This is a genomic window from Xanthobacter sp. SG618 (genome assembly GCF_012932745.1).
Classification (GTDB): Bacteria; Pseudomonadota; Alphaproteobacteria; order Rhizobiales; family Xanthobacteraceae; genus Xanthobacter; species Xanthobacter flavus.
This window is the reverse complement of sequence record NZ_JABBHL010000006.1, coordinates 125,555-151,233: the sequence shown is the minus strand read 5'-3', so window position 1 is coordinate 151,233 and position 25,679 is coordinate 125,555. Positions and strand designations below refer to the sequence as shown.

The following is a 25,679-nucleotide window of genomic DNA, read 5'->3' as shown; positions in this document are numbered from 1 at the left end:
CCTCTCAAGCGCTGCGCGTGGCCGCCGGCAGCAGCAGCGTCACGCGGGTGCCGGCGCCGGGCTCGCTCTCGATGACGAGATTGCCGCCGGACTGCCGCGCGAAGCCATAGACGGTCGCGAGGCCGAGGCCGCTGCCGCTCTCGGCCGGCTTAGTGGAGAAGAAGGGATGAAACGCCCGCTCCACCACGTCCGGCGTCATCCCGCAGCCGGCATCCTCCACCACCAGCGCCACGTAGGCACCGGGCGGCATGTCGTCCAGAAGCACGGGCGCACCGGGGGTGAGTTCGCGCGGCTCGGCGCCGAGGCGGATGGCGCCCTGCCCGTCGAGGGCATCCCGGGCGTTGAGCATGAGATTGAGCAGGCTCGCCTCTAGCTGGCGCGCATCGACGATGGCGTGGCACGGCTCACGCGCGACCTGCCGATCCAGCGTGATGCCGGCGCCCAGCGCGGCATTCGCCTGGTGGATCACCTGGTCGAGCACATGGTCGAGATCCACGAGGCGCGGCAGCAGCGGCTGCGCCCGGCCGACGGCGAGCAACTGGCGGCTGGCGGCGATGCCTTCCTCCACCGCACCGAGCGCATCCGCCACCAGCTCGCGCATCACCGCGCGATCGCCCGGCGGATCGCGCAGCACCTCCTCCTGCAATAGCTTGAGATTGCCGCCGACGACGGCGAGGAGGTTGTTGAAGTCGTGGGCGATGCCCGCCGAGAGCCGCCCGATGGCCTCCAGCCGCCGGCTGCGGCGCAGCAGTTCCTCCGTCTGCGCCCGCTCGTGGGCCAGCGCGTGGCGATCGAAGCAGCGGCCGAGGGTGGCGAGAAGATCGTCGGGATCGAACGGCTTGCAGACATAGTCATAGGCGCCGGCCTGCAACGCCCGGATCGCTGTGGGCACCGAGGCATAGGCCGTCACCATCACCACCAGCAGGTCCGGCCGGATGTGACCGAGTTCCGTGGCGAGGGCGACCCCGTCCTCCCGCCCGAGGCGGATATCCACGAGGGCGACGCCCGGCGCCTCCGCCGCCATGGCTTCCACCAGCGTCTTCGCGCCGGCGCCGTCATGGGCGACGGCGATGACATAGCCTTCCATCTCCAGCAGGGCGGCGAGGCTGCCGGCGAAGTCCTGGTCGTCGTCCACGATCAGGACGCGTCGTTCCGCGCTACGCGGCATCGGCATGCTCCCCCGCCGCCGGCAGTGTGATGTCGACGCGCGTGCCCCTGCCCGGCTCGGAGCTGATGGAGACACTGCCGCCGTGGCGCTCGGTGATGCGCTTGACCAGCGCGAGGCCAAGGCCGAGCCCGAAGGGCTTGGTGCTGAACAGCGGCTCGAACAGGCGCCGGCGCACCTCGTCATCCATGCCCACGCCATTGTCGGTGACGGTGATGCGCACCCGCTCGCCCTCCGCCGCGGTGGCGATGGCCACGCGTCCCGGCGGCGCCCCCGCGGGCCGCTCCAGCACGGCCTGCATGGCGTTCTGCACCAGATTGACGAGCACCTGCCGTAGGCGCTCGCCGTCCGCCTCGATGATGCGGTCGCAGTCGAGATCCAGCGCCAGCTCGACGCCGGACAAAGCGCGCAGGTCCGACGCCTGCTCGGCGATCCAGGCATCGAGCGCCAGCGGAACCATGCTGACATCGGGCCGGCGGGAGAATTCCAGCAGGTCCTCGATGATGCGCACGCAGCGCCGCACGTTGCGCTGGATGCGGTCCAGCTCGCCCCGCTCGCGATCGCCGGACAGGGTACTGGTCCGCTGCAGCACCGCGACAGAGGTGGCGAGCGTTCCCAGCGGATTGCGCAGTTCGTGACTCACCGTCGCGGTCAATTGGCCGATGGCGGCGAGGCGCTCGCTGCGCGTCAGCTCCTCCCGCGTCTCGTTCAGCTTCTCCAGAGAACCGACGAGGTTGCGCTCGGCGAGTTCCCGGCTCTCGTTGGACAGGACGATCCACCACGCGCTGATGGCGAGCAGCGGGAGCATGGCGAGGAACACGCGCAGCAGCAGCCCGCCATTGTCCAGATGCGGTGTCTCCGCCCCCGGGTCGATCAGCCGGTAGGTGAGCAGGAACAGCGCCGCGGTGACCACCGTGAGGGCGACGAGCACGCCGCCGACCTTGAGGAGCCGCTGGGGCATGTGCGGCGCGATGCGCCGCCGGAACCCCTCGCCGAAATAGCGCGAGCGCGAGCTTTCAAGATCCTGATGCGACTTCTTGCAGGCGTCGTGGCAGTGGGCGTCGAGGCTGCAGCAGAGCGAGCAGATGGGTCGCTCGTAGAAGCTGCAATAGGCCATGTCGTCCCGCTCGTAGCCGTGATCACAGATCTCGCAGCGCAGGACGGGCCCGGTGCCCTGTGCCAGCGAGGCATCGACGGGCGGGCGGGCGAGATAGTAGCGCCCGCGCGTGGCGAAGCCGATCGCGATGGCCGTGAGAAAGGCGAGGAGGAAGGAGAGCGGCGCGGCATAGGCCTCGACGGCCGGACCGAAGACCCCGGTGAAGGCGAGGAGGGAGACGAGCGAGCCCGCCGCCATGCCGCCGCAGCCCACCGGGTTGAAATCGTGCAGGTGGGCACGCTTGAACTCGATGAAGCCGGGGCTGACCTTGAGCGGCTTCAGCACCAGGAGGTCGGCGATGATGGCGCCGACCCACGCCATGGCGATGTTGGAATAGACGGCCAGCACCACGTCCAGCGTCTCGAAGATGCCGAGCAGCATCAGCAACAGCGAGATGAGGATGTTGAACACCAGCCACACCACCCGCCCCGGATGGTAGTGTGTGACGCGGGAGAAGAAGTTCGACCACGCCAGCGAGCCGGCGTAGGCGTTGGTCACGTTGATCTTCACCTGCGACACCAGCACGAAGAGCGTAGCGCAGAACAGGGCCAGCGCCGGATTGTCGAAGACGTGCTGGTAGGCGACGAGGTACATGTAGATGGGTTCGAGCGCCGTCTGGTGCGGCAGGCCGGCGCCGAGGACGAGCACCGCGAGCAGCCCGCCGGCGAGGATTTTCAGCCCGCCGATGACGATCCAGCCCGGCCCCGCCATCACCACCGCGCCCCACCAGGCGAGCCGGTTCGAGGCCTTCTTCTCGGGCAGGAAGCGCAGATAGTCCGCCTGCTCGCCGATCTGCACCACCAGCGAGCACATGACGCTCACCGCCGCGCCGAAGGCCAGCGCATCGAACCCGGATGATCCGGTGTCGCGGCCGACGAAGCGGGTCCACGCCGCGACCTCGTCCGGCGCCTTCAGCCAGATCATCACGAAGGGCAGCACCATCATCGCCAGCCAGAGCGGCTGCGTCGCCATCTGCAGCCGCGAGATCATGGTTATGCCCATGAGCGTGACGGGGATGATGACGAGGGAAGACAGGATGTAGCCGAGCACGAGCGGCAGATCGAAGTAGAGCTTCAGCGCCTGCGCCATGATGGCGCCTTCCAGGGCGAAGAAGATGAAGGTGAAGCTCGCATAGATCAGCGAGGTGATGGTCGAGCCGATATAGCCAAACCCTGCCCCACGGGTGAGCAGATCTAGGTCGATGCTGTACTTGCTGGAGTAATAGGCGATGGGCAGGCTGGTGACGAAGATGAACACCGACACCACGAGGATGGCGAGGCTCGCATTCGTGAAGCCGTAGTTCAACGTGATCGAGCCGCCGATGGTCTCCAGCGCCAGGAAGGAGATGCCGCCGAGCGCGGTGTTGGCGATGACGAAGGGCGACCAGCGACGGAAGGACCGCGCCGTGTAGCGCAGCGAATAGTCCTCCAGCGTCTCGTTGGCGATCCAGGAATGATAGGACCGCAAAGCGGGCAGTTCGGGCGTTTCCAACGCGTTTTCACCTTGTTATTGCCTCCAAGGCTAGAGGTTCGCGCACGCAGAGGCCAGCCCCGCCCTCCGCTTCCGGTAGGGGACCGCGCCGACGGGGGCGCGTCGCGGCAAACGGAGGCTTGGCGCCCGGCTTGGGCCATCTCCCCCGGGCCCGTCAGCGCAGGCGCATTTGCAGGCGGGCGATCTCGGCGTCGTCCGGCCGCAGGAGCGCGAGCCTTGAAACGACGTCGCGCGCGCGGTCGACATCGCCGGATCGCATGGCTTCGTTCAGCGCCAGGGCCAGCAGGTCGGCATCATTGGGCGTACGTGACAATGCCTCCCGGATCACGGCCGCGCTGTCCTGCGCCCGGCCGAGAGACTGAAGCGCCACCGCGTAGACATAGGCATAACGGGCGTTGCCCGGCGCCAGTTCGTAGGCCCGCTTCAGCTCATTCCGGGCCTCGTCATAGCGCTTCTGGCGGATGAGCCCGAGGCCGAGGGCGTGCCGTGGAGCGGCGGCATCGGGGTTGGCCTTGATCGCCCGCTCCAGCACGTCCTGGGCCTCGCGCTCCCGGCCCGTCACGCGGTAGAGATCGGCGAGATTGACCGCGAGCGCCGGCAAGTCTGGCTGAAGCTTCAGGCCGGCGCGGAACTCGGCTTCGGCTCCGGCTGTGTCTCCGCGACGCAGCAAAAATCCGCCCAGATTGGAGCGCGCCTCTGGCCGGTCCGCATTGAGACGCTGCGCGGCCGCATATTCCCCGAAGGCCGTGCCGAGCCGGTCCCGGTCGGCGGCGGACAGCGCGGCCAGCGGCTGGTCCGCGAGCTGGTTCGCAGCCTCGATGCGGACGCCGGCGACCGGATCGGTCAGGAGCGGAGCGAGGCGCCGCCAGCGCGTGTCGAGTGGCAGGCCGGCGGCGTTCTCGATGGCGGCGATGCGCACCAGCGGATCGGGATCGGCCAGCGCCTTCTGCAGGACCGCATCGGTCGCGATGGAGGGGAAGCTCCGCAGCTCGTTCACCGCCGTGGCGCGGACGATGGCCGGCATGGCCGGCGTCGTGGCGAGCCGGATCAGGGCATCGCGGGCCGCCGGGTCGCCGCCGCGCGCATCGTGGAAGGCTTCGGCCCAGGTCTGGAAGCCCTTGCGCGCGGGACCATGCCACCGCGCGACAGCCTCCGCCGCCCAGCCCGCAGCCTTGTCCTTGTGGCAGTCGTTGCAGGCGTTCGGCGTGCCCAGGCGTGCCGACAGATCGGGGCGGGGAATGCGGAAGGAATGGTCATGCCGCGTGTCCACCACCATGTAGGTGCGCGCCGGCATGTGGCAGGAGATGCAATCGGGCGCCTTTGGTCCCGGCGCGTGGCCGGTGTGCGCCTCGGACGCGAATTTTTCCGGCAGGTGGCACTGGGCGCAGACCGCGCTGCCCGGGGAGCGCAAGGCGGCCGAATGCGGCTCGTGGCAGTCGCCGCAGGTGACGCCGCGCGCATACATCAGGCTCTGCTTGAAGGAATGGTCGTTGAAGACTTCGTCCTGCATGGTTCCATCCGCCTCGAACAGGCCTTCGGACAGGAAGGTCGGCAGATGGGTCTGCGTCAGCGGCTGGCCGGGGCGCCAGTCCTCCGAGAGGATGCTGCGACGGGCGTGGCAGCGGGCACAGGTCTCGACCATATCGCCCGCAGGCCGTGACACGCCGTGGGCCGGGCTGCCGGTGGCCGGGTCGATGGTCCAGTCCGCCGGCGGGCGAAGGGCGGCGACGGCCGCAAAGCCCTTGTTCGGAACCTCGCGGTCGCGCGGGCCCTTCGCCCAGTCCACATGACCGCGCGCGGGGCCGTGGCAGGCCTCGCAGCCGACGCTGATCTCGGAAAAGCGGGTGTCGAAGCGGTTTGCAGCCGGATCATAATTCTTGCGCAATGCCGTCGAGTGGCATTCGGCGCACATGAAGTTCCAGTTCTGCTGCATCCCCGTCCAGTGCAGGGCGTCCGAGGGGGCGATCATCTGGTCCGGATAGAGATGAAACCAGCGCTGGCCGCCCTCCGCGGCCGTCCGCGTGTCATAGGCGAAGGGCAGCGCCTGACGGCGCCCGTCCGGGAAGGTGACGAGATATTGCTGCAGGGGATGGACGCCGAACGTGTCGGTGATCTCGAAGGCGGCGGTCTTGCCGTCAGCGCCCTCCGTCTCGACCATGAAGCGCGATCCGTCGCGGAAGAAGCGGGCCGAACTGCCGGGATGCGTGACGCGCGCGTCGTCGAAATTGCCGAGCACCGTCTGCGGCTCCGCGCGGCTCATGGCGTGGGCATGCTGGGATGAGAGCCAGGTGCGGGTTTCCGCCGCATGACAGTCCGCACAAGCTGTGGAGCCGGCGAAGCCGGCCGGGGCCCCTGCGCTCAACGCGCCGATGCCGCCGGGTGCGAGCGCCGCAGGTTCGCGTGGGGCGGACACCGCGCTCGCCATGGCGATCAGCCCGGCGGTGAGAATGCCGGCCGCGAGCGCTGACGCGCAGACGCCAACCAACCGGCGGAACGACATGGTGAACACCCTTGAATTCGCCGTACGGGGCCAGTCTATGGCCGCGCATGGTGCTCGTGTAGCGGAACCTGCCGGGACAGGCAGGTTCCGCGGCAGGAAAGGCGGGGCACGGTCTTGAGGGTGCCCGTCTCTCTCTGCCTCAGGTGTCGGCGGGCCGGCTCGACGCGCCGGCCCGGTTCTTCATTTGGCGGGCGGCGCCTTGTCCGGGTCCGGGATCTCGCCGGGCTTGTAGTCCGGCAGGCGCCCGGCGGGAATGATGCTGAGGAGCGCAATGGCGGCCATGATGAGGAGACCGATCTTCAAGGCCCTCAGCCGGGATTCCGCATTCACCACGACTGCGGCGTTGACCTGCTGCGGCGTGGCGCCCGCGGTTTCCAGCGCCGTCCTCAGGCGGTCGTTGGAGACGAAGTTGATGCTGTCCAGGTTGACCATGGCCTGGACCTCGGGGGTCAGTTCCGGCGTTGCCGCGACGCGGCCCAGCACGATGGTGGAGAGCAGCCCGACGAGCAGCGCTCCCGCCACGGCCGTCCCGACGGCGGCAGCAAGGTTGTTGGTGGTGCCGCGCAACGAGCCGACATCTCCCGCCAGTTCCTTCGGCGAGGCCGTGACGAGAACGTTGAACACCAGCGTCACCAGCGATCCCTGGCCGATCCCGAAGACGACGAGGCCGAACAGCACCGGCACCGCGCTCCAGTCGTTGCGCACCACGAAGGCGAGCCAGACAAGGGCCACCGTGCACAGGATGAAGCCGTAGCGGCCGATCTGGCGCGGCGTGAGCTTGTCGTAGAAGCGCACGATCAGCATCGCCGAAAAGAACACCGTCAGGTTAAACGGCATCATGGCAATGGCGGTGGCCAGCGGAGAGCGCCCCTGCACGATCTGGATGTAGAGCGGCACCGAGAAGTTCAGCATTGCCTCCAGCGCCACCACCGCGAACATGGCCATCACCGCAGCGCGTTCCTGGCCGGAGGTGATGACCTCCAGTGCGAGCAGCGGCGTCTTCCCGGCTTCCTGCCGCCGCCGGGTCCAGCGCACGAACAACTGGCCGAGCACGATGCCGACCACGATGAAGACGGGCGCGGGCGAAAGTCCGGCGATGGTAAAGGGCGCGGCCGGCGTCGCCACCGCGAGGCCCCAGCGGTTGAGGTTGTTGAAGCCGAACGAGATGAGCACGATGGCGGCAGCCGCCAGCACCACGCCCACCAGGTCGATCTGCACCTCCGGCCGGCCACGGTCCGCCTTGAGACGGAAGCTCAGGACGAACACGACGGCGGAGAGAACGATGAGGATGCCGAACGCCGGGCGCCAGCCGATGAAGGTGCCGAGAACGCCGCCGATGAGGAAGGCGGCGACACCGGCGGCCGCACGGGCCGAGCCCAGCGCGCCGAGCGCCGTCGCCTGCTGGGTGCCACGATAGTTTTCCGCGATCAGCGCCACCAGCGAGGGCACGATAGCCGCCGCTGCCGCGCCGGACAGGCCCTGCGCGGTGATCATGACCGTCGCATTGGGGCTGAAGGTCATCAGCACCTGGGCGCAGCCGAACAGGACCACCGTGGCACGGAATACATTGACCGCGCCAAACCGTTGATTGAGCTTGGCGCCGAGCATCACGAAGCCAGCAACCAGCATGGAATACATTACGATGCCCGTGGCGATCGTGGTGGGCGGCACGTTGAAGCTCTTCACCATGCCGCCCATCGCGACAGGCAGCGAGGCGACGTTGAAGGACATGATCACCTGGCCGAGCGCGATGGCGATCATCGGCACCCAGCTCTCCTTGGCGTCCTGGCCGGGCGGCTGGCCCGCCAGCGATTGCGCCGGGGTCGAACCTGTCATGGGCATTTTCCTTCCGAAATTATGGTGCTGGTGCGCGGAGCCGGTGGCGAGGCGGCGCCGTCACTCTTCAGGCCGCGAGACGAACAGATCCATGCCGAGATGCTGGGAGAGGTAGCGCGCGGCCAACTGCCCCTTCACGCTGTTGCCGGCCGCATCGAGCGGCGGGGCGAAGGTGCCGAGGCCGCCCTTGCCCGGAGAGACGGTGACGATGCCGCCGCCGATGCCGCTCTTTCCGGGCAGCCCGATCTCGTAGAGCCAGTCACCGGAGGTCTCGTAGAGGCCGGCGGTCGCCATCACGGCGAGGGCGTAGTGGCACACCTCCGGCTCCACCACGCGCTCCTTGGTGATGGGGTTGACGCCGCCATCGGCCAGCGTCGCGCCCATCACGGCGAGGTCGCGCGCGCTCACATTGAGGGAGCATTGGCGCGTGTAGAGTTCGGTCGCCTCGTCCGGATCGCTGTAGATGGCGCCCACGCTCTGAAGCATACGGGCGATGGAGCGGTTGCGGAAATTGGTGGCGACCGCTGAGGCGTACACCTCCTCGTTCAAGGGAAGCGCGCGGCCGGCGAAGCGCGAGAGCCCACCGTGGATGAACGCCCACTTCTCCTCGCTGGTCGCGCCGGGAACCAGGCTGGTGGCGGCGATGGCGCCCGGATTGACCATGGGATTGGTGATGCCGCCCGGCATGGCCTCGATCGCCGCGAGCGAATTGAAGGCGCGGCCGGTGGCGTTGGCGCCGAGCTTCGCCCGCGCCTGTGACGGGCCGATGAGTTCGCAGATGAGGGCGAAGATGAACGGCTTCGACACGCTCATGATGGTGAATTCGTGCTCGACATCCCCGGCGGCATAGATGCGCCCGCTGGTGCCGGCGACACAGATGCCGAAGAGATCGCGCGGCACCCGCTCCAGCGCCGGATAGACCTTGGAGTTCTCCCCCTCGTCATTGTCCTTGAAGCGCGCATGGACGCGCTGCACCAGGCGCTCGACCTCGGCCGCCTCCGGCAAATGTCCGGTGGAGATATAAGCGGGGGATGATTGCTCGTCGTCTCGAAACATGGGTGGTTCCATCCTTCTTTTTGGGCGTTTTTTGATGGAGCTCGTGCGCCGGCCCTTCAGGCGGCGCGCCGCCACTGTCCTCCAGTCGTGGCGCTCATCCGTCCGAGGATCTTACGGGACTCTCCTCTTGCCGGGACGGTACGTAAACCCGAATACCTCTTGTCGAATTCACGAAATACTGAGGAGGACGGCACGGCCGGCGTGTCGGGAGCGACGCTTTGCGGCTGGCCCCGACGCCATGGCCGCGCGATACCTTCCGACGCGCGGCGGGTGCGGGGGCTGAAGGCGAAGGCCGGGCCGGACCGGATCGTGGCGCTCCTAAGGCCTGCGCGCGGACGTGCGCTCGCGGGACGCAGGCTGAGCCCGTCCCTTGCTGCAGTGCAAAACATTTCAAATGGAGCAGGACGAGCTGGATCACAGATGGAAGTTGCAGGTGGCCGAGCCGGATTTCTGCCAAACGCTGCCATCAGCCCTTCTTCACGCAGAATTTTTCATTCGAGCATTCTGACAGGAAAGCCAGATACCTCCAGGCTTCCCGTCCCGACCACTCCATTGCTTATCGGTGTCCGGCAGGGGGCGGAAAGGGGGGGCGTGACAGTTGGATATGGGCGTGTGACAAAATGCGATAGTCTGACAACAGTAGCGGGCTCGCAGTTCGTCGTGGGCCGGGAGTTCGAAACGCCAGCGCCGCGCGACGTTTCAAACGGCTCTCAGGGATCGGAGGTGGCGGGATGGGGATGCGCCGGCTGCTGCAACTCGACTTCGGGACCATCCAGTCCGAGCTCGGCGCCAGGCATTTCATTCCCAGCAGCGAACTCCTGGGGTCCGTCGACGACGTGTTCAAGACCAAGGAGCACGGCTACCGGCGGATCGATCAGGCGACGTTCCTGCACATCCTGAATTTCGAGGCCGGCGAGGCCTACAGTCTCGCAATCGCGCGGGCCGATCTCGTGTGCATCCAGCTCACCATCGCCGGCACCTACAGCCGCAACATGGGCGATCGCATTGCGTCCGTGGGCCGGAACTCGCTCCAGATCACCAACTATCCCAGCTCGGCCTCCGATACTGCAGCCGGCACCCGCCTGCGGGGCATCCTGATCGTCTGCGAGCGCCAGCATCTGCTGAATCACTTCGGGCTTCGGACCGAGCACATCCCGCCGATCCATCGGCCGATCTTCACCTCCCGGATGGGTGCCCCGCACGCCCTGAACCTGCCCATGTCCCTGGCCAACCTCGTGATCGCGGACCAGATGCTGTCCTGCCGGTATGCCGAGCCGCTGCGGGGCGTCTTCATGAGAGCGAAGGGGCTCGAGCTGGTGTGCGAGATCGTTTCGCAGATCAATGCCCTGCCCGCCCGGGGCGCGCTGGCGATGGTCGGCGCGTCCTCCAAGCACGCGGCCATCGGGACCGCGGCGGAGATCTACCGGCGCGAGCCGCACAATCCGCCGACGATCGCGCAGCTCACCAAGCGCGTCGGCCTCAATCGCAACGACTTGACGGCCGGCTTCAAGGAAACCTTCGGCCTGACGCCCCACGCCTACGGCCACATGGCGCGCATGGAGGAGGCGGAGCGCTTGCTTCGCACCGGCGAGATTTCCATCAGCGAGGTGGCGCGCCGCATGGGCTATGAGGGCTATTCCAGCTTCGCGCGCGCCTATCAGGCCCATTTCGGGCGCGCGCCTTCCACCAAGCCCTCGACCTGACCGCGTCGGCGGTCGGCCATTCAGCCGGTGATCGACCGGTGCGCGGTCTCGGGCATCTGCCGGATGACCAGCAGGCTGACGATGGATGCCGCGATCACATAGGCCGCCGGCGCCAGCGGGCTGTTCAGAGCCCCCGTCAGCCAGACCGCGATGAACGGCGCGAAGCCCCCGAAGATGGCCACCGCCAGCGCGTAGGACATGGACGACCACCGGGACCGCACCCGCGCCGGGTACAACTCCACGCTCACCGCCGGGGCCGAGCCCGAATAAAGGGCGATGGCAAGGCCGAACACCATCTGGACCGCCACCACCAGCTCAAAGCTGGGCATGACCGTGATGACCCAGAAGAGCGGCAGCGTCAGAAGGATCACCGCAACGGTGGAGGCAAGCAGGAACGGCTTTCGTCCGAACCGGTCCGACAGCGCGCCCACCATCGGTGCGACGCACATGATGACGAGCGTGCTGATGGCGTTGGACCAGGCCGACTGCGCCGCGCTGATGCCGGCATGGGCCTTTGTGTAGAGCGGAAGATAGATGAGGAAGATGTAGTAGCAGACGGTCCAGTGAATGACGAAGCCGATAATCAGCAGGCTTGAGCGGATGTTGGCCTTCGGATTGTCAGGGGGCGTCGCCGCACGGTCGGCCTCCCGATAGACCGGTGTTTCCTCCATCCCGATCCGCGCCCACAGGGCCGCGAAGCCCAGCAGGCCGCCAAACAGGAAGGGCACCCGCCATCCCCAGTCCGCCATGGCCTCAGCGTCGAGGACGGCGCTCAGGATGGCGGCCATGGCGCTGGCGAGCCCACTGCCGAACGCCACCGTGACGGACATGAAGCTGGTCCAGAAACCGCGTTTGCCTTCAGGGGACCATTCCAGCAGGAAGGCGTTGGCAACGCCCCATTCCCCACCGGCGGAAAAGCCCTGCACCAGCCGCGCCGCCAGCAGCAGGACGGGCGCGAGGATGCCGATCGTCGCGTATGGCGGGAGCAACGCGATCGTCACTGCGCCGGCGGCCATCATGCCGGCCGAGATGAGAAGGGCGGGCTTGCGGCCCCTGCGGTCGCCGATCCCGCCGAGGATCAGCCCGCCGATAGGCCGTACCACGAAGCTGACGCCGAACACGGCGAGCGCGGCGAGCAGGGCGGCGCTGCGGTCCTCCTGCGGGAAGAAGGCCGCAGAGATGTGCGTAGCCAAAATCCCATAAACAGCAAAGTCATACCACTCCAGCGTGTTGCAGAGAATGGCAGCGAAAAATGCGCGCGCGCGCCTTGGATCGCGCGCCTGAGCGGCGGCCTGTTCAAGCACCGGTTCGATGAACTGACCTCCGGAGGGCAACGTGTGCAGTGGCTTTCCCGAACCGGATGATATCCCGGCAAAATGGAAGGGGCCAAGCTCAGGTTGAGGCGACCGGGATGCGGCGCCCTGATGCTCAGACGGCCAGGAGGCCCGTCGTCCCATCCCCGAGGTCTGCCCCCAAGTGGCTCAACGGAACCACCTTCGGCGCCTTCAGCCCGGCGAGAGCGGAAAGATCGAACCGAGTGAAGTTCAGGTGGGAATAATCCCGCACGAAGAAGAGCTTGCGCTGGAGATCGGACAGGCTGGTCCAGCTGGTGAACTCGGTGGCATAGGCATGGGCGGTGTCCGCCGCGAGGCCCTTCACCTCCATGTGCCCGCCGCCGCCTTCGGGATAGTCGATGCTGATGCCGCGGGGCCGGTCGAAATTGTTCATGACATGGCCCAGCGTGCGAATGGCCGCGTCCGGCGTGTCCGCCTTCTCGGCGAAGGTCGCATAGTAGACGGCACGGATGAAACGTCCCACCGACGTGCTGGACGACGGAAGCCCCGCGGTCGCGATGCCGGAATCCGGCTGAACCGCCTTGTGGCCGCCGAAGGTCGCGCTCGATTTATCCACGTTGCTGAGGAAGGTGTAGTTGTCGAGATTGGTCAGGTGCCAGTCGAACCTCGGCCCGTTGGTCATGACGCGCACGGGATTGTCGTAGAGCGTCATCTTCCCGGCGTCGAACTCGATCACCAGGGAAGCGCCGGTCGCGTCGTTGACCACATAATGGAAGGGCGAGACGACGCCGCCGAGAATGGGCAGTGCCTCCAGCATCACCGGCTGCGCCGCCAGAGCGGCCTTCACCTCGGCCACCGTTGCGAACCGGCCCAGCACCCAGCTTCCGAGGTCCGAGACCGCGAGGATGGCGCGCGTGGCATCCACCGCCTGCTGCTTTCCGGCCGCGCTCGGATAGGACAGGAGGCTGAAGGTGAGGCCGGCATCGTTGAGGCCCTCGATCACCTTGAGGTCGGCAAGGCCCATGGGCTTTTCGGCGGTGGGCACGCGCGCCGGCATGGTCACCGCCAGGCAGCCGTGGCGCATCTCGTAGTCGAGAGCCGGATGGCCGGGGATCTGCGAGGTCGCGGCGAGGCCGGCGGGGAAATAGACCACTTGGTACGGCAGATCGATGGTCAGCTCGAGCGTACGTCCGAGATAGCTGGCTCCAGTTGCATCGGTGTAGACGAGCGCGGTGCACATGCTTCGACCCCTCTCAACGGACACCCGAAATCCTTGCGGCGAGCCGGACCCGCAGGCGGGCGATCCGCTCTCCCCGGCCCCGCGACCCGCGTCGCCGGTCGGGGGCGGCCGGCGAAGACGCATCAGCCGCGGTGCCGTCCTGCCAGGCCCCATTTCCCCTCGTGGCATAATTTTGACGGTACGAGAAGGCCACCCTCCTGGGTGAGCCGTCCTGCCGGTGCAAGCGCCCCTTCGATCCCGGACGATGGCGCATGGCTGTGAGCTTCCGCCGTATGGCCTGAACGGCTTCGGGCCCAGCCTGAACATGGATTCCGCGCGCGACCGCGTGGTGAGCATCCTGCTCGGAAAGCTCGTCGTGTACGTGATCTTCACCACCATCTGGCCGAAGAGCGCACTGCTGGATGTCCGCGTCCACCTCTCCCGCATCCTGTCGACGCTGGCCGAGATCGCCAGCCTCTCGGCCATGAAGGCCAGCCGCGCCGGCATCACCGCCGCCGAAGCGGGGTTCATGCCGAAGGTCTGTCTCGGCGCCATCGCCGCCGGCGGCAACAGCAGCCTCAGCGCCTCCAACCTGCCTAACATCGCGCAGATCTCCTCGGCGTCCGGCGTCGTGGTGGGGGCGAGCATGCCGATCTTCGACGGCGGCCTGCGCGCCGCCCAGCTGAGGAACGCCGAATCCCGCGCCGCCGCCAGCGAAGCGACCTTCAAGAGGGTGCGCGACGAGGCCGCGCGCGAGATCGTGGTTGCGGCCAACACCCTGCGCTCGGCGCTCGCCTCCTACACCGCGGCGACGGCGCTGGCACAGGCGGCGCAGACCACCTACGACGCGGCCTTCTCCGCCTATCAGGCAGGCGTCGGCAACATCAGCGTCGCGACCGAGGCGGATTCGGGCCTTCTCACCGCGCGACAGGCCCAGAGCGACGGCCATGCCGCATCCCTGGTAGCGGCGGCCAACCTCGCCTTCGCGCTGGGCGCCATGACCTCGAGCGACGTGGCCTCCGGCCTCGTTGCGCGCTAGGCTCGCCCCGCGCGCCCTCTCCATCCTTCATGCCCGGCGTGGCGAGCGAGGTGATTTTGGCTGCTCTCGATTTTACCCTGATCGCGAAAGTCTTCGCGGCGCTGTTCGCCATCATGAATCCGCTGACGATCATGCCGGTCTTCCTCAGCCTGACGGCTGACAAGCCGGCCGCGGATCAGCGCAGCATCATGCTGACCCTCAATGCCACCGTGGCGGCCGGCTGCCTCATCTGCGCCCTGGGCGGACGCGCGGTGCTTTCGGCCTTCGGCATAGATGTGAACCACTTCCAGCTGGCCGGCGGCCTCATCGTTCTGCTGCTCGCGCTGTCGATGCTGAGCGGCGAAGACCACAGCGCCCATTCCGGCACCGCGGAAGAAAAGAAGACGTACAATTCCGCCTCGAGCCTCGGCGTCTACCCGCTGGGCATCCCCCTTGCGCTCGGTCCCGGCTCCATGACGGCCATCATCGTCTTCTCGCAGATGGGCGCGAGCCGGCCCGGCGGCACCGTGAGCTTTTATCTGGGGCTGGTGGGCTACGTCGTCTTCTTCAGCATCTGCATGGCATCGGCCCCCCTGCTGGCACGCTTCCTCTCGCCGAACGCGCTCAGCATCTCCAAACGGCTCATGGGCATCGTGCTCGCCGCCATCGCCATGGAGATGATCTCCACAGCCCTCGGCCACATCTTCCCCGCCTGGATGGCATGACCGCGCCTGCACACGGCGGTGAGGGCGCCCAGGCCCTTCCGGCAAGCGGGGCTGCAGCAATGCAGATGGCTGAGAAGAAAGTGTGGGCGCAACGGTCGTAGCGCGTGGCGATGCGGCGTCAGTCTTTGAGTTTGGCGAACAGGTTCTCGACCTTGTGCCTTTGGCGATAGTGGGTCTTGTCATATGCGGACGGCCGCTTGCGGCTCCGCGGTGAAGGAATGCAGGGAGCGATGCCCTTGGCGGCCTGCGCCTCCCGGAACCAGGCCCTGTCGTAGCCCCGGTCGGCGATCAGGCAGGGGACCAGCGGCAAGGCATTGAGGACGAGGCGGGCACCCTTGTGGTCGCTCATCTGGCCCTCAGACAGCACCATGATGATCGGCCGGCCCTCGCCGTCGCAGACGATGTGGAGCTTGGAGTTCAATCCGTCTGTGGTGCGCCCGATACGACGGGGAGCATTCCCTTTTTTTAAGAGGCTCGCCGCCGTGCGGTGGGCCTTAAGGTGGGTAGCGTCGATCATGATGCGCTCCGGTCTGGGACCTTTCCGCCGGACCGGCACTACGGTTCTTGCCCTCCAATGGACGCGCGCGGACGACGACATATCGAGAGCAAGGAACGGGGTGCGCTCGGAGCGGCAGTGCGCCATGCTGGCAGGGTTCAACAGCCGGAGAGGCTATTCATGGATCCGCTGACGGCTGCAGTGCTATTGTCCGCCGACCAAGATCCGCGGTGGTCGCAAGTGCTGGGGCGGGATGCCTCGGCCGACGGGGCCTTCGTCTATGCGGTCGTGACCACGGGCGTCTATTGCCGTCCATCCTGCCCCTCGCGGCGAGCCAATCCACGTAATGTCCGTTTCTTCAAGGATCCAGCGGCGGCCCAGGCCGCGGGCTTCCGCCCCTGCCTGCGGTGTCAGCCCCTTGGCCCGTCCCCTGCCGAACGCAGCACCACCGTCATCGCTGAGGCGTGCCGACGGATCGAGGCCTCCGACGTGCTGCCGAAGCTCGATGAACTGGCCGCAGTCGCGGGCATGAGCCCCTGGCATTTCCACCGCCGGTTCAAGGCCGTGACCGGCCTGACCCCGCGTGCCTATGGCGCGGCGCATCAGGCGCGCAGGGTGCGCGCCGAACTGGGATCGGCCGAATCCGGCGGCGTGACCGAAGCCATCTATGGCGCGGGCTTCTCTTCGAGCAGCCGCTTCTACGAACGTTCTGATGGTATGCTGGGCATGACGCCAACACAGTTCCGCCGCGGCGGAAAAGACACCGACATCCGTTTCGCAGTTGGGCAGTGCTCCCTCGGTGCGATCCTCGTGGCCCTCAGCCCAAGGGGGATCTGCGCCATCTCGCTTGGCGACGACGCCGGCACGCTGGTCCGCGAGCTTGAGGACCGCTTTCCTGCGGCAAACCTCATCGGAGGGGACAGCGCCTTCGAGACATTAGTCGGGCAGGTCGTCGGGTTTGTGGAAGCGCCGCGGATGAGCCTGGACCTTCCACTCGACGTGCGCGGGACCGCGTTTCAGCAGCGGGTGTGGCAGGCCCTGCGCGACATCCCCGCCGGGGACACAGCGACCTATGCCGACGTCGCCGCACGCATCGGCGACGCCAAGGCCGTGCGCGCCGTGGCGCGGGCGTGCGCGGCCAACACCCTGGCGGTTGCCATCCCCTGCCATCGCGTCGTCCGCTCGGACGGTGCGTTGTCGGGGTACCGTTGGGGGGTGGAACGCAAGCGTCGCCTTCTGAAGACGGAAACCGAAGGCTGAGCCGATGCGGGCAGGATATTAAAGCCACGGCAACCGGGAGGGCGCAGTGTGGCTCATCCGCCGGAGCCATTAGCCCATCACCATGACCGACCAGACCACGCCCAACTCCCCGGCTTCCTCCGGCTATATCCTCTCGGAAGCAACGCCTGAAGACCGTCCGGCCATGGCGCAACTATGGGTCGAGACCTGGTCGAAGACCATGCCCGACATCGATTTCGTTGCCCGCCTGCCCTGGCTGGAAAGCCATCTGGACGGCCTCGCCGCTGGCGGCGCATCGATCCGCGTGGCGCGGGAGGAGCACGAGGACGGGCCTGTGGCCGGCTTCGTCGTCATCCACCCAGGGACCGGCTATCTCGATCAGCTCGCCGTGGCGCCGCGCGTCTGGGGCAAGGGCGCGGCCGAAGCGCTGATGGCGGAGGCGCGACGCCTCTCCCCGGCCCTCGTCGCCCTCGACGTGAACCAGGACAACCCGCGGGCGGTGCGCTTCTACGAGAAGATGGGGCTTGCCATCGTCTCGGAGGGCGCCAACCCCATGTCGGGCCGACTGACGTACAGGATGGAGTGGCGCGGCGTCTGAGGCCTACGCCGCCGCGTGGAACTGGAGCTGCGCGAGCCGTGCGTAGAGGCCGCCCTTGGCGACCAGTTCCGCGTGGGTGCCTTCGTCCACGATGCGACCGGCTTCCATCACCAGGATGCGGTCGGCGGACAGAACCGTGGAAAGGCGATGGGCGATCACCAAGGTGGTCCGGCCCTCCATGGACCGTTCCAGCGCGGTCTGCACCAGCGTCTCGCTTTCCGCGTCGAGCGCGCTCGTGGCCTCGTCGAGCAGGAGAATGGGCGCGCCGCGCAGGATGGCGCGGGCGATGACGATGCGCTGGCGCTGGCCGCCGGAAAGCATCACGCCACGCTCGCCCACCATGGTGTCCCAGCCTTGCGGCAGGCGGGCGACGAATTCATCCACCAGCGCAGCGCGGCCGGCCTCCTCCACTTCGGCGTCGGTCGCTTCCGGGCGTCCGAGGCGGATGTTCGCACGCACGCTGTCGGCGAAGATGGCCACTTCCTGCGGCACCAGCGCCATCTGCCGCCGCACGGCGACGGGATCAGCCTCGCGGATATCGATGCCGTCGAGGAGGATGCGCCCGGCCTGGGGGTCGTAGAAACGCTCCAGCAGCTGGAACACGGTGCTCTTGCCCGCCCCGGACGGGCCGACGAGGGCCACCCGCTCCCCCGGCCGAATGGAGAAGGCGATGGCCGCGAGCGCCGATTGATCGGGCCGCGTGGGATAGGAGAAGGACACCTCGTCGAAGCGGATGGCGCCGCTCACCCGCACGGGCAGCGACACCGGCCGGGCCGGCGGGCACACCTGAGGCTCGACCTTGAGCAGTTCGCCGATGCGCTCGGCAGCGCCGGCGGCGGCCGACATCTCGCCCCACGTCTCGGAAAGGTTGCCGAGCGAGGCGGCGGCGAGCACCGCATAGAGCACAAACTGTCCCAGCGCGCCCGATGTCATGGTGCCGGCCAGCACAGACTGGGCACCCGCCCACAGCACCGCCACCACCGATCCGAACACCAGAAAGATGGCGATGCCCGTGAGCCAGCCGCGCGCCTGCGTCGCCTGCCGGGCGGCACCGAAGGCCTCCTCCACAGCGCCGTCGAAACGCTGCCGCGCCACGCCCTCCGCGCTCGCCGCCTGCAGCGCGCGCATGCTGTTCAGCGCCTCGGCGGCGTAGGCGGAGGCATCCGCGAGGGTATCCTGTGCCTGCCGTGTCAAGCGGCGCACCTTGCGGCCCGAGGCCATCAGCGGCAGCACGATGATCGGGATGGCCACCAACACGAGGCCGGACAGGCGCGGGCTCGTCACCACCATCATCGCCACCGAGCCGATGCACATCATGAGATTGCGCAGGGCCGTGGAGGCGGAAGCACCCACCGCCGACTTGAGCTGGGTGGTGTCGGCAGTGAGGCGGGAGGTGAGCTCGCCCGAGCGGGCCGAATCGTAGAAGGCTCCGTCCAGCGTCACGAGGCGGGCGAACACCGCCGTGCGCAGGTCCGACACGATCCGCTCGCCAAGGGTGGTGACGAGGTAGTAGCGGGCGGCGGAGGCGAGCGCGAGCACGGCGGCCACGCCCACCAGCACACCAAAATACTGGTCCACGAGGCCGGCATGGTCCTCGGCGAAGCCGAAATCGATCATGCGCCGCACGGCGATCGGCAGTGCGAGCGTGGCCAGCGCCGCAGCCAGCAAGGCGCCGAGCGCCGCCGCGACCCGGCCGCGATACCGCTTCAGATAGGGCGCAAGGCCCGCCAATGGCTTCAGGTCGCGCCTTCGCTTTTCAGCGGCGGCGCGGGTTTCGGAGCTATCGACAGGGGCAGATGAGGTGTCGGCTTGTGTCAAGGCATCCACTCGGCTATAGACCCGCCACTTCCGTCAGGAACCGAAATTGACGCTGCCCCCCCTGGCGGGGCGGGCGTGGCGATAAAGGATTGAACCAATGAAGAGCGACATCCATCCCGATTACCACTTCATCAAGGTGGTGATGACGGACGGTTCCGAGTACACGACCCGGTCGACCTACGGCAAGGAGGGTGACACCCTCCAGCTCGACATCGATCCGCGCACCCATCCCGCGTGGACCGGCGGCAGCCAGCAGCTGATGGACCGCGGCGGCCGCGTGTCCCGCTTCAAGAACAAGTTCGGCGCGCTGCTCAAGGGCTGAGGCCGGTGGGGCCTTTTGGCCCCTGCTGCTGCCGCGAAGCTGCGCGCCTCCGCCGCAGCGACGCAAGCGCACAACCGGTTCGCGCAAAGGGGACTGGTTCAGGGACTGACAAGTTCAAGCCGCGGGCGGCTCTGCCGCCGTCGCGGCTTTTCGTTTTGGGGTTCGGCCGCCTGTGCCGCCACGAGCCCCGCGCTGGCCCCCTCGGCGAGGGCGACCAGATCGAGCGCAGCGAGGCGCGCGGCGGCCGGCAGGCGCCCGATCACGTTTGCGGGAAGGGCCAGCGCCAGCGGCGCCGCGGCGGCCGCCATTTCCCCCCGAGAGATGCATCCATCCGCCCGGCTGAGCAACAGCACAAGACCGGCCGCGATATCCGAGCGCAGGCGCGCGAGGGTTTCTCGATCAGCAGCGGAGAGAGCAGACGCAGCAAGGCGTGTCTCGGCCGCGGCGAGGCGTTCGAAGCTTCGCGCGATCCCGTCTCTCTTGTCCCGCGCCTGGTCCACCGGCCGCTCCTGTGAATGGACCGGCATCAAGCGCAGCGCCGGCATCCCCGTAAAGGGGAACCGTACAGATTAGACTGGGGATATCGGGGGCTGGCCAAAGAAGAGCCGCCTTGCGGCGGCTCGCAGTCCGACAGGGAGAGTTGCCAGAAGTCCGGGGAGGATCTTTTCCGACGGACCACATCAGAATGCGCGCGGGACATTAACGCTGCGTTAATGCGAACTCGCTAGCCGCGCCCTTCCGCGCTGAAGGGGCCGGCGCAAGCGCAGGCCCCTACCGCTTTTCCCGTTCCTACAGCTTGAACGCCGCATCCGCCGCGGCGCGAGAGGCGTGCTTGGAGGCGAGCGCCGCCTCCAGACGCGCGATCTCAGCCTTGAGCGCGGCGATGCGTGCCTCGATCTCGTCCACCGACAGGCGCGACACGTCCACGCCGGCCGACGGATCCGCAGGCTTCGGCTTGATCTCCTCATCCATTGGCTTTGCTCCTCCCCTTCCCTATTCTCCGCGGCGACCGCCGCTGCCTCAGGCGCGGTTGCCTCCTGTCTGATCACCCTATTTTGCGCGCCGTGGCCGGGCTGGGAAGAGCCTCGTGCCGTGCGCCCCACCGGAGCTTTCCATGTCCAGCGCCGCCGCCCTGCCCGAGACCATGACCGCCATCACCGTCAGCACGCCCGGCGGCCCCGAGGTGCTGGTGCCCGGCCCGCGGCCAGTGCCGAAGCCGGCGCCCGGCGAGGTTCTGGTGAAGGTGGAAGCGGCCGGCATCAACCGGCCGGACGTGATGCAGCGCAAGGGCCTCTACCCGCCGCCGCCCGGTGCCTCCGACATTCCGGGGCTGGAAATCGCCGGCACCGTGGTGGCGTTGGGTGAAGGCGCCAGCACCTACAAGATCGGCGACAAGGTGTGCGCCCTCGTCACCGGCGGCGGCTACGCGGAATATTGTCCCGCCCATGAGGCCACTACCCTGCCCGTGCCCGAAGGCCTCTCCATGGCCGAGGCGGCGGCCATGCCCGAGACCGTCTTCACCGTGTGGAGCAACATCTTCGACCGCGGCGGGCTGAAGGCCGGGGAGACGCTGCTGGTGCACGGAGGCGCGAGCGGCATCGGCACCACGGCGATCCAGCTGGCTAAGGCACTCGGCGCCCGCGTGGTGGTCACCGCCGGATCGGACGAGAAGTGTGCCGCCTGCGTGAAGCTCGGCGCAGACCTTGCGGTGAACTACAGGACGCAGGATTTCGTCGCCGAGGTGAAGAGCTTCACCGCCGGCAAGGGCGCCAACGTCATTCTCGACATGATCGGCGGCCCCTACATCCAGAAGAACTACGAGGCGGCGGCGCAGGATGGCCGCATCGTGCAGATCGCCTTCCAGCAGGGCGCCAAAGCCGAGGTGGACTTCATGCGCCTCATGCTGAAGCGGCTCACCCACACCGGCTCCACCCTGCGCTCGCGCCCGGTCGCCGAGAAGGCGGCCATCGCCGCAGCCATCGTCGAGCATGTGCTACCGCTTATCGCCGCCGGAAAGTACCGCCCGGTGATGGACGAGACCTTCCCCCTCACGGATGCCGCCGGCGCCCACGCCCGCATGGATGCGAGCGCGCACGTGGGCAAGATCGTGCTGGTGGTGGGATAGTCCGGAAGGAGGCAGGGGCGCCCCCGCCTCTGCCTTCAAGGGCGCCAGTCGCGCGGCGGTACGCCGCCCGAGCGCTGGATGGCCTCGATGACCTCCCGCTGGCGGCGGTCGGTGCGCTTCATGTGCACCGCGATCACCGCATGGGCCGAAGGTACGAGGAACATCAAGGGGAAGATCAGCCCGAGCAGGATGCAGGGCACGATCATCACGAGATTGATGATGGCCGAGATAGGCTGCCCGTTCACCAGCAGGCCGACGGGCGGCAGCAGAGCGGCGAGAATGTAGATCATGGTCTTCCCGGGCCCTCCTTGAGGCCCTAGATCCATATGGTGTGCTCTGCCCGTGCTGCAAGGATCGGGGCAACACCATGCGCCGGGCGACGGTTGATCGCGACGCGCCATCCGCCTATTGCGGGGCAGGGGAAACGGGGGAGCCCGAACGGGCCGGCCCAAGGGTAAGCTGATGCAGCTCAAGGCGCTCCCGCCTCAGGTCCTCATCCCGCTCATCGTCGCCTGCGCGCTCTTCATGGAGCAGGTGGACTCGACCGTCATCGCCACCTCCCTGCCCGCCATCGCCGCCGATCTCGGCGAGGACCCGGTGGCGCTGAAGCTGGCACTGACCTCCTACCTGCTCTCCCTGGCCGTCTTCATCCCGGCCAGCGGCTGGGCCGCCGATCGCTATGGCGCGCGCACGGTCTTCCGCTCCGCCATCGTCATCTTCACCATCGGTTCGATCCTGTGCGGGCTCTCGTCGTCACTGGCGGACTTCGTGCTCTACCGCATCATCCAGGGCATGGGCGGAGCCATGATGGTGCCGGTGGGGCGGCTCGTCATCCTGCGCTCGGTGCCCAAGTCCGAGTTGGTCTCCTCCCTCGCCTGGCTCACCATTCCCGCCCTGCTCGGGCCGGTGTTCGGCCCACCGCTGGGCGGCTTCATCACCACCTATTTCGACTGGCGCCTCATCTTCTTCATCAATGTCCCGATCGGCGTGCTGGGCGTGTTCCTCGCCACGCGCTTCATCGAGAATGTGCGCGAGGAGGACGTGCCGCCGCTCGACCTCAAGGGCCTGATCCTGTCGGGCGCAGGGCTCGCCGGCCTCGTCTTCGGCTTTGCGGTGCTGGGGCAGGAGGTGCTGGTGCCGCAATGGGCTGCGCTCGCCATCGGAGCCTCGGGTGCGTTCTTCCTGTTTCTCTATGTCCGCCATGCGCGCGTCACGCCGCACGCCGTGCTGGACCTGAAGCTGCTGCGGCACGGCACCTTTCGCGCCGGCGTGGTGGGCGGCTCGCTCTTCCGTGTGGGCATCGGCGCCATGCCTTTCCTGCTGCCGCTCATGCTGCAGCTCTCGTTCGGCCTCTCGCCTTTCGCCTCCGGCCTCCTCACCTTCACTGCCTCGGCCGGGGCGATGGCCATGAAGTTCACCGCCGCCAGGCTCCTGCGGCGCATCGGCTACAAGCGGGTTCTCCTCGCCAACGTGTTCCTGTGCAGCGGCTTCATCGCCATCAACGCCGCCTTCACGCCCCTGACGCCGCACTGGCTGATCGCGTCGCTGCTGCTTGTGGGCGGCTTCCTGCGCTCGCTGCAGTTCACCGCCCTGAACGCGCTAAGCTACGCCGACGTGGAACCGGCCGAGATGAGCCGCGCCACGTCGTTCGCCAGCGTGGCGCAGCAGGTTTCGCTCTCCTTTGGCGTCGCCGTCGCAGGCCTTGTCCTGGAATCCATGCGGGCCTCGCGCGGCGAGGTAGCGGTGACGCAGGGTGACTTCTCGGCCGCCTTCCTGGTGGTGGCGGCGGTGAGCGCGCTCAGCATCTTCTTCTTCATCCCGCTGCCGAAGGATGCCGGCTCTTCCCTCACCGCGCGCAAGCCCGATCTCGACGACCCGCGCAGCGAAGTGCCGCCGGACTAGGCGTCCGCTTCGCCCGCCTCTTCAAAGGCGATGTCGGCGCTGCCGCGGAAGCCGGTAGCCAAGACGTAGAGTTCGGCCGAGTCGGCACGGCTGGCCGCCGGCTTGATGTGGCGCACCAGAGCGAAATCCCGCTTGAGGTTGGCGAGCAGCGTCCCCTCGGTGCCACCCTGGATCACCTTGGCGAGGAAGGCGCCGCCGGGCGCGAGCACCTGCCGGGCGAAATCCGCGGCCAGCTCCACGAGGCCGACAATACGCAAATGGTCGGTCTTCTTGTGGCCCGTCGCGTTGGCCGCCATGTCCGACATTACGAGGTCCGCCTGCCCGCCCAGCATCTCCATCAGCCGCCCTGGCGCGTCGGGGGTGAGGAAATCCATCTGTGCGAAGGCGACGCCCGGAATCGGGTCCATCTCCAGAAGGTCGATGGCGACGATCTTGCCCTGCCCCTGCTCGAGCCCGATCTTCTGCGCCGCCACCTGGCTCCAGCCGCCGGGCGCGGCGCCGAGATCGACGATGCGCAGGCCGCGCTTCAGGAGCTTGGCCTTCTCGTCCATCTCGATCAGCTTGAACGCCGCGCGGGAGCGCCAGCCCTCGCGCTTGGCGCGGGCCACATAGGGGTCGTTCAGCTGGCGCTGAAGCCATTTCTGCTGGGAGGTGGTGCGGCCGCGCGAGGTCTTCACGCGCACTTTCAGCGGGCGGCCGTCCGGCCCGCGGGGTGGTGTGGTCACGCTGGACGGCTTCCGTTCGGCGGGGTCGCGTTGTAGCCATCGGCCGCGCGGCCGTTCCGCCACACGCCATCCGCCCGCATCATCTGCACCAGCATCCCCTCCCTCAGCCCGCGATCGGCCACCCGGAGCCGGTCGGCGGGAAAAATACGGCGCACCGCCTCCATGATGGCGCAGCCCGCGAGCACGAGATCTGCGCGCTGGGCGCCGATGCAGGGATTGGCGACGCGCTCCTCGAAGCTCATGGTCATCAGACGATCTACCACCTGCTCGATGTGGCTGGCGCCGAGCCAGGCCCCGTCGACACGGGCACGATCATAGCGGTCGAGGCCGAGATGAATGCCGGCGACGGTCGTCACGGTGCCCGACGTACCGAGCAAGTGCAGCCGGGCGGGGGCGCGCACGCCCCAACTCTGGCGCACGCCGTCGAGCATGGCGCAAACTTCGTCCACCATAGTGTGGAACACGTCCGGCGACACCTTCACCCCGCCATGGCGCTCGGACAGGGAGACGACGCCCACCGGCAGCGAGACCCAGGAGCGGATGCGGGCACGTGGCGGGCCATCATCTCCGGCCGAGCGGCGGCCGAGCCAGACCACCTCGGTCGAACCGCCGCCGATGTCAAACAGCACCGCCCCCTCGCAGGAAGGGTCGACCAGCGGCGCGCAGCCCGTCGCGGCAAGTCCCGCCTCGGTGCGGCGGTCCACCACTTCCAGCGTCAGGCCGGTGCGGGCCTCAACCTGGGAGCAGAAATCCTCCCCGTTGACGGCCGAGCGGCAGGCCTCGGTCGCCACCATGCGGGCGCGGGTTACGCCGCGCAGTTCCATCTTGGTGGCGCAGATTTCAAGCGCGCCCAGCGCCCGCTCCATGGCGCCGTCGCACAGCCGGCCGGAGGCGCCGAGCCCCTCGCCGAGGCGCACGATGCGCGAGAAGGCATCCACCACCCGGAAGCTCCGGGCGGTCGGGCGGGCGATCAGCAGGCGGCAATTGTTGGTGCCGAGATCGATGGCGGCATAGATGCCGTGCGGGCTCGCCGATCGCGACTCAGCCCGGCGATCCTGGGGGAGAGCGGACGTGGCGCAAGGCTGGGCGGCAAGAGGCTGGTCCTTCGGACCATCGCCCGTCCCCGCACGCAACGGAGAAACCGTTGCCTCGGCAGCGGTTCCGCTACGGCAAGACTGCTCCGGACCCCCGCCGGGCCCGTGCGTCTCGTCCCTCATGTCCTGTCCCTCGCCGCAAGGCGGTCCCGTGCGCTCAGGCCGCCGCGAAGCTCCGCGGCCGGCTGCGCCTTGC

Annotated in this window: 22 protein-coding genes; 8 read left to right on the top strand and 14 right to left on the bottom strand. The window is 68.0% G+C overall.

Going from position 1 to position 25,679, the window contains the following annotated elements:
• Positions 1 to 4: 4 nt before the first annotated feature.
• From FHT36_RS17030 to glsA, 5 genes are all read right to left on the bottom strand, one after another.
• Positions 5 to 1,168, bottom strand: coding sequence for a response regulator (locus FHT36_RS17030; RefSeq protein ID WP_169123683.1), 1,164 nt, complete (start codon positions 1,166 to 1,168; stop codon positions 5 to 7).
• The gene (locus tag FHT36_RS17025) at positions 1,158 to 3,812 is read right to left on the bottom strand and encodes an ATP-binding protein (RefSeq protein WP_169123682.1); all 2,655 of its coding nucleotides are present in this window, start codon (positions 3,810 to 3,812) and stop codon (positions 1,158 to 1,160) included. The genes FHT36_RS17030 and FHT36_RS17025 overlap by 11 nt, the downstream gene beginning before the upstream one ends.
• 154 nt (positions 3,813 to 3,966) lie before the next feature.
• On the bottom strand, positions 3,967 to 6,312 hold the full coding sequence (locus tag FHT36_RS17020; RefSeq protein WP_169123681.1) for a tetratricopeptide repeat protein: 2,346 nt from the start codon (positions 6,310 to 6,312) through the stop codon (positions 3,967 to 3,969).
• A gap of 180 nt (positions 6,313 to 6,492) precedes the next feature.
• Entirely contained in the window at positions 6,493 to 8,148 is a 1,656-nt protein-coding gene (locus tag FHT36_RS17015; protein ID WP_246702281.1) for an MFS transporter, read from the bottom strand.
• Positions 8,149 to 8,208: 60 nt separating this feature from the next.
• Positions 8,209 to 9,204 (bottom strand): glutaminase A, encoded by a 996-nt coding sequence (gene glsA, locus FHT36_RS17010; protein WP_169123680.1) that lies wholly within the window; start codon positions 9,202 to 9,204, stop codon positions 8,209 to 8,211.
• Positions 9,205 to 9,935: 731 nt separating this feature from the next.
• Between glsA and FHT36_RS17005 the strand changes: the two genes are divergently transcribed.
• Complete coding sequence (locus tag FHT36_RS17005; RefSeq protein ID WP_169123679.1) at positions 9,936 to 10,907, top strand: AraC family transcriptional regulator; 972 nt, start codon at positions 9,936 to 9,938, stop codon at positions 10,905 to 10,907.
• A gap of 20 nt (positions 10,908 to 10,927) precedes the next feature.
• Here FHT36_RS17005 and FHT36_RS17000 read toward each other — a convergent pair whose 3' ends face one another.
• Together FHT36_RS17000 and FHT36_RS16995 are read right to left on the bottom strand one after the other, a co-directional pair.
• Positions 10,928 to 12,364: an MFS transporter gene (locus FHT36_RS17000; RefSeq protein ID WP_169123678.1), complete on the bottom strand. Its 1,437-nt coding sequence runs from the start codon at positions 12,362 to 12,364 to the stop codon at positions 10,928 to 10,930.
• Positions 12,336 to 13,442 carry a linear amide C-N hydrolase gene (locus FHT36_RS16995; RefSeq protein ID WP_169123677.1) on the bottom strand — a complete coding sequence of 369 codons (1,107 nt, stop codon included), beginning with the start codon at positions 13,440 to 13,442 and terminating at the stop codon, positions 12,336 to 12,338. The genes FHT36_RS17000 and FHT36_RS16995 overlap by 29 nt, the downstream gene beginning before the upstream one ends.
• 304 nt (positions 13,443 to 13,746) lie before the next feature.
• On the opposite strand from FHT36_RS16995, the gene FHT36_RS16990 reads away from it, so the two are divergent.
• Both FHT36_RS16990 and FHT36_RS16985 read left to right on the top strand, forming a co-directional pair.
• Positions 13,747 to 14,460 carry a TolC family protein gene (locus FHT36_RS16990; RefSeq protein WP_246702280.1) on the top strand — a complete coding sequence of 238 codons (714 nt, stop codon included), beginning with the start codon at positions 13,747 to 13,749 and terminating at the stop codon, positions 14,458 to 14,460.
• A gap of 50 nt (positions 14,461 to 14,510) precedes the next feature.
• Positions 14,511 to 15,164: a MarC family protein gene (locus FHT36_RS16985; RefSeq protein WP_348644494.1), complete on the top strand. Its 654-nt coding sequence runs from the start codon at positions 14,511 to 14,513 to the stop codon at positions 15,162 to 15,164.
• 118 nt (positions 15,165 to 15,282) lie between these two features.
• On the opposite strand, the gene FHT36_RS16980 is transcribed toward FHT36_RS16985, so the two are convergent.
• On the bottom strand, positions 15,283 to 15,762 hold the full coding sequence (locus tag FHT36_RS16980; RefSeq protein WP_407077084.1) for an IS5 family transposase: 480 nt from the start codon (positions 15,760 to 15,762) through the stop codon (positions 15,283 to 15,285).
• A 78-nt stretch (positions 15,763 to 15,840) separates the two neighbouring features.
• Here FHT36_RS16980 and ada point away from each other — a divergent pair, with 78 nt between their 5' ends.
• Both ada and FHT36_RS16970 read left to right on the top strand, forming a co-directional pair.
• Positions 15,841 to 16,920 (top strand): bifunctional DNA-binding transcriptional regulator/O6-methylguanine-DNA methyltransferase Ada, encoded by a 1,080-nt coding sequence (ada, locus tag FHT36_RS16975; protein WP_169123673.1) that lies wholly within the window; start codon positions 15,841 to 15,843, stop codon positions 16,918 to 16,920.
• A gap of 82 nt (positions 16,921 to 17,002) precedes the next feature.
• Positions 17,003 to 17,497, top strand: a complete 495-nt coding sequence (locus FHT36_RS16970; protein ID WP_169123672.1) for a GNAT family N-acetyltransferase — start codon at positions 17,003 to 17,005, stop codon at positions 17,495 to 17,497.
• 3 nt (positions 17,498 to 17,500) lie between these two features.
• Here FHT36_RS16970 and FHT36_RS16965 read toward each other — a convergent pair whose 3' ends face one another.
• Positions 17,501 to 19,324 (bottom strand): ABC transporter transmembrane domain-containing protein, encoded by a 1,824-nt coding sequence (locus tag FHT36_RS16965; protein WP_169123671.1) that lies wholly within the window; start codon positions 19,322 to 19,324, stop codon positions 17,501 to 17,503.
• Positions 19,325 to 19,412: 88 nt separating this feature from the next.
• On the opposite strand from FHT36_RS16965, the gene rpmE reads away from it, so the two are divergent.
• On the top strand, positions 19,413 to 19,637 hold the full coding sequence (gene rpmE / locus FHT36_RS16960; protein WP_024277552.1) for a 50S ribosomal protein L31: 225 nt from the start codon (positions 19,413 to 19,415) through the stop codon (positions 19,635 to 19,637).
• Between the two features lie 98 nt (positions 19,638 to 19,735).
• On the opposite strand, the gene FHT36_RS16955 is transcribed toward rpmE, so the two are convergent.
• Together FHT36_RS16955 and FHT36_RS16950 are read right to left on the bottom strand one after the other, a co-directional pair.
• Positions 19,736 to 20,137 (bottom strand): hypothetical protein, encoded by a 402-nt coding sequence (locus FHT36_RS16955; protein ID WP_169123670.1) that lies wholly within the window; start codon positions 20,135 to 20,137, stop codon positions 19,736 to 19,738.
• A 289-nt stretch (positions 20,138 to 20,426) separates the two neighbouring features.
• The gene (locus FHT36_RS16950; RefSeq protein ID WP_169123669.1) at positions 20,427 to 20,609 is read right to left on the bottom strand and encodes a DUF1192 domain-containing protein; all 183 of its coding nucleotides are present in this window, start codon (positions 20,607 to 20,609) and stop codon (positions 20,427 to 20,429) included.
• 142 nt (positions 20,610 to 20,751) lie between these two features.
• Between FHT36_RS16950 and FHT36_RS16945 the strand changes: the two genes are divergently transcribed.
• Entirely contained in the window at positions 20,752 to 21,762 is a 1,011-nt protein-coding gene (locus FHT36_RS16945; protein WP_169123668.1) for an NAD(P)H-quinone oxidoreductase, read from the top strand.
• Between the two features lie 35 nt (positions 21,763 to 21,797).
• On the opposite strand, the gene FHT36_RS16940 is transcribed toward FHT36_RS16945, so the two are convergent.
• Positions 21,798 to 22,052 carry a hypothetical protein gene (locus FHT36_RS16940; RefSeq protein WP_168462499.1) on the bottom strand — a complete coding sequence of 85 codons (255 nt, stop codon included), beginning with the start codon at positions 22,050 to 22,052 and terminating at the stop codon, positions 21,798 to 21,800.
• A gap of 172 nt (positions 22,053 to 22,224) precedes the next feature.
• On the opposite strand from FHT36_RS16940, the gene FHT36_RS16935 reads away from it, so the two are divergent.
• A complete protein-coding gene (locus FHT36_RS16935; RefSeq protein ID WP_169123667.1) occupies positions 22,225 to 23,664 on the top strand; it encodes an MFS transporter in 1,440 nt (479 codons plus the stop codon).
• Here FHT36_RS16935 and FHT36_RS16930 read toward each other — a convergent pair.
• Both FHT36_RS16930 and FHT36_RS16925 read right to left on the bottom strand, forming a co-directional pair.
• Positions 23,661 to 24,389 carry an RlmE family RNA methyltransferase gene (locus FHT36_RS16930; protein WP_169123666.1) on the bottom strand — a complete coding sequence of 243 codons (729 nt, stop codon included), beginning with the start codon at positions 24,387 to 24,389 and terminating at the stop codon, positions 23,661 to 23,663. The genes FHT36_RS16935 and FHT36_RS16930 overlap by 4 nt on opposite strands.
• A complete protein-coding gene (locus FHT36_RS16925) occupies positions 24,386 to 25,606 on the bottom strand; it encodes a Ppx/GppA phosphatase family protein (RefSeq protein ID WP_407077081.1) in 1,221 nt (406 codons plus the stop codon). Before FHT36_RS16925 ends, FHT36_RS16930 begins: the two co-directional genes overlap by 4 nt.
• Between the last annotated feature and the right edge of the window lie 73 nt (positions 25,607 to 25,679).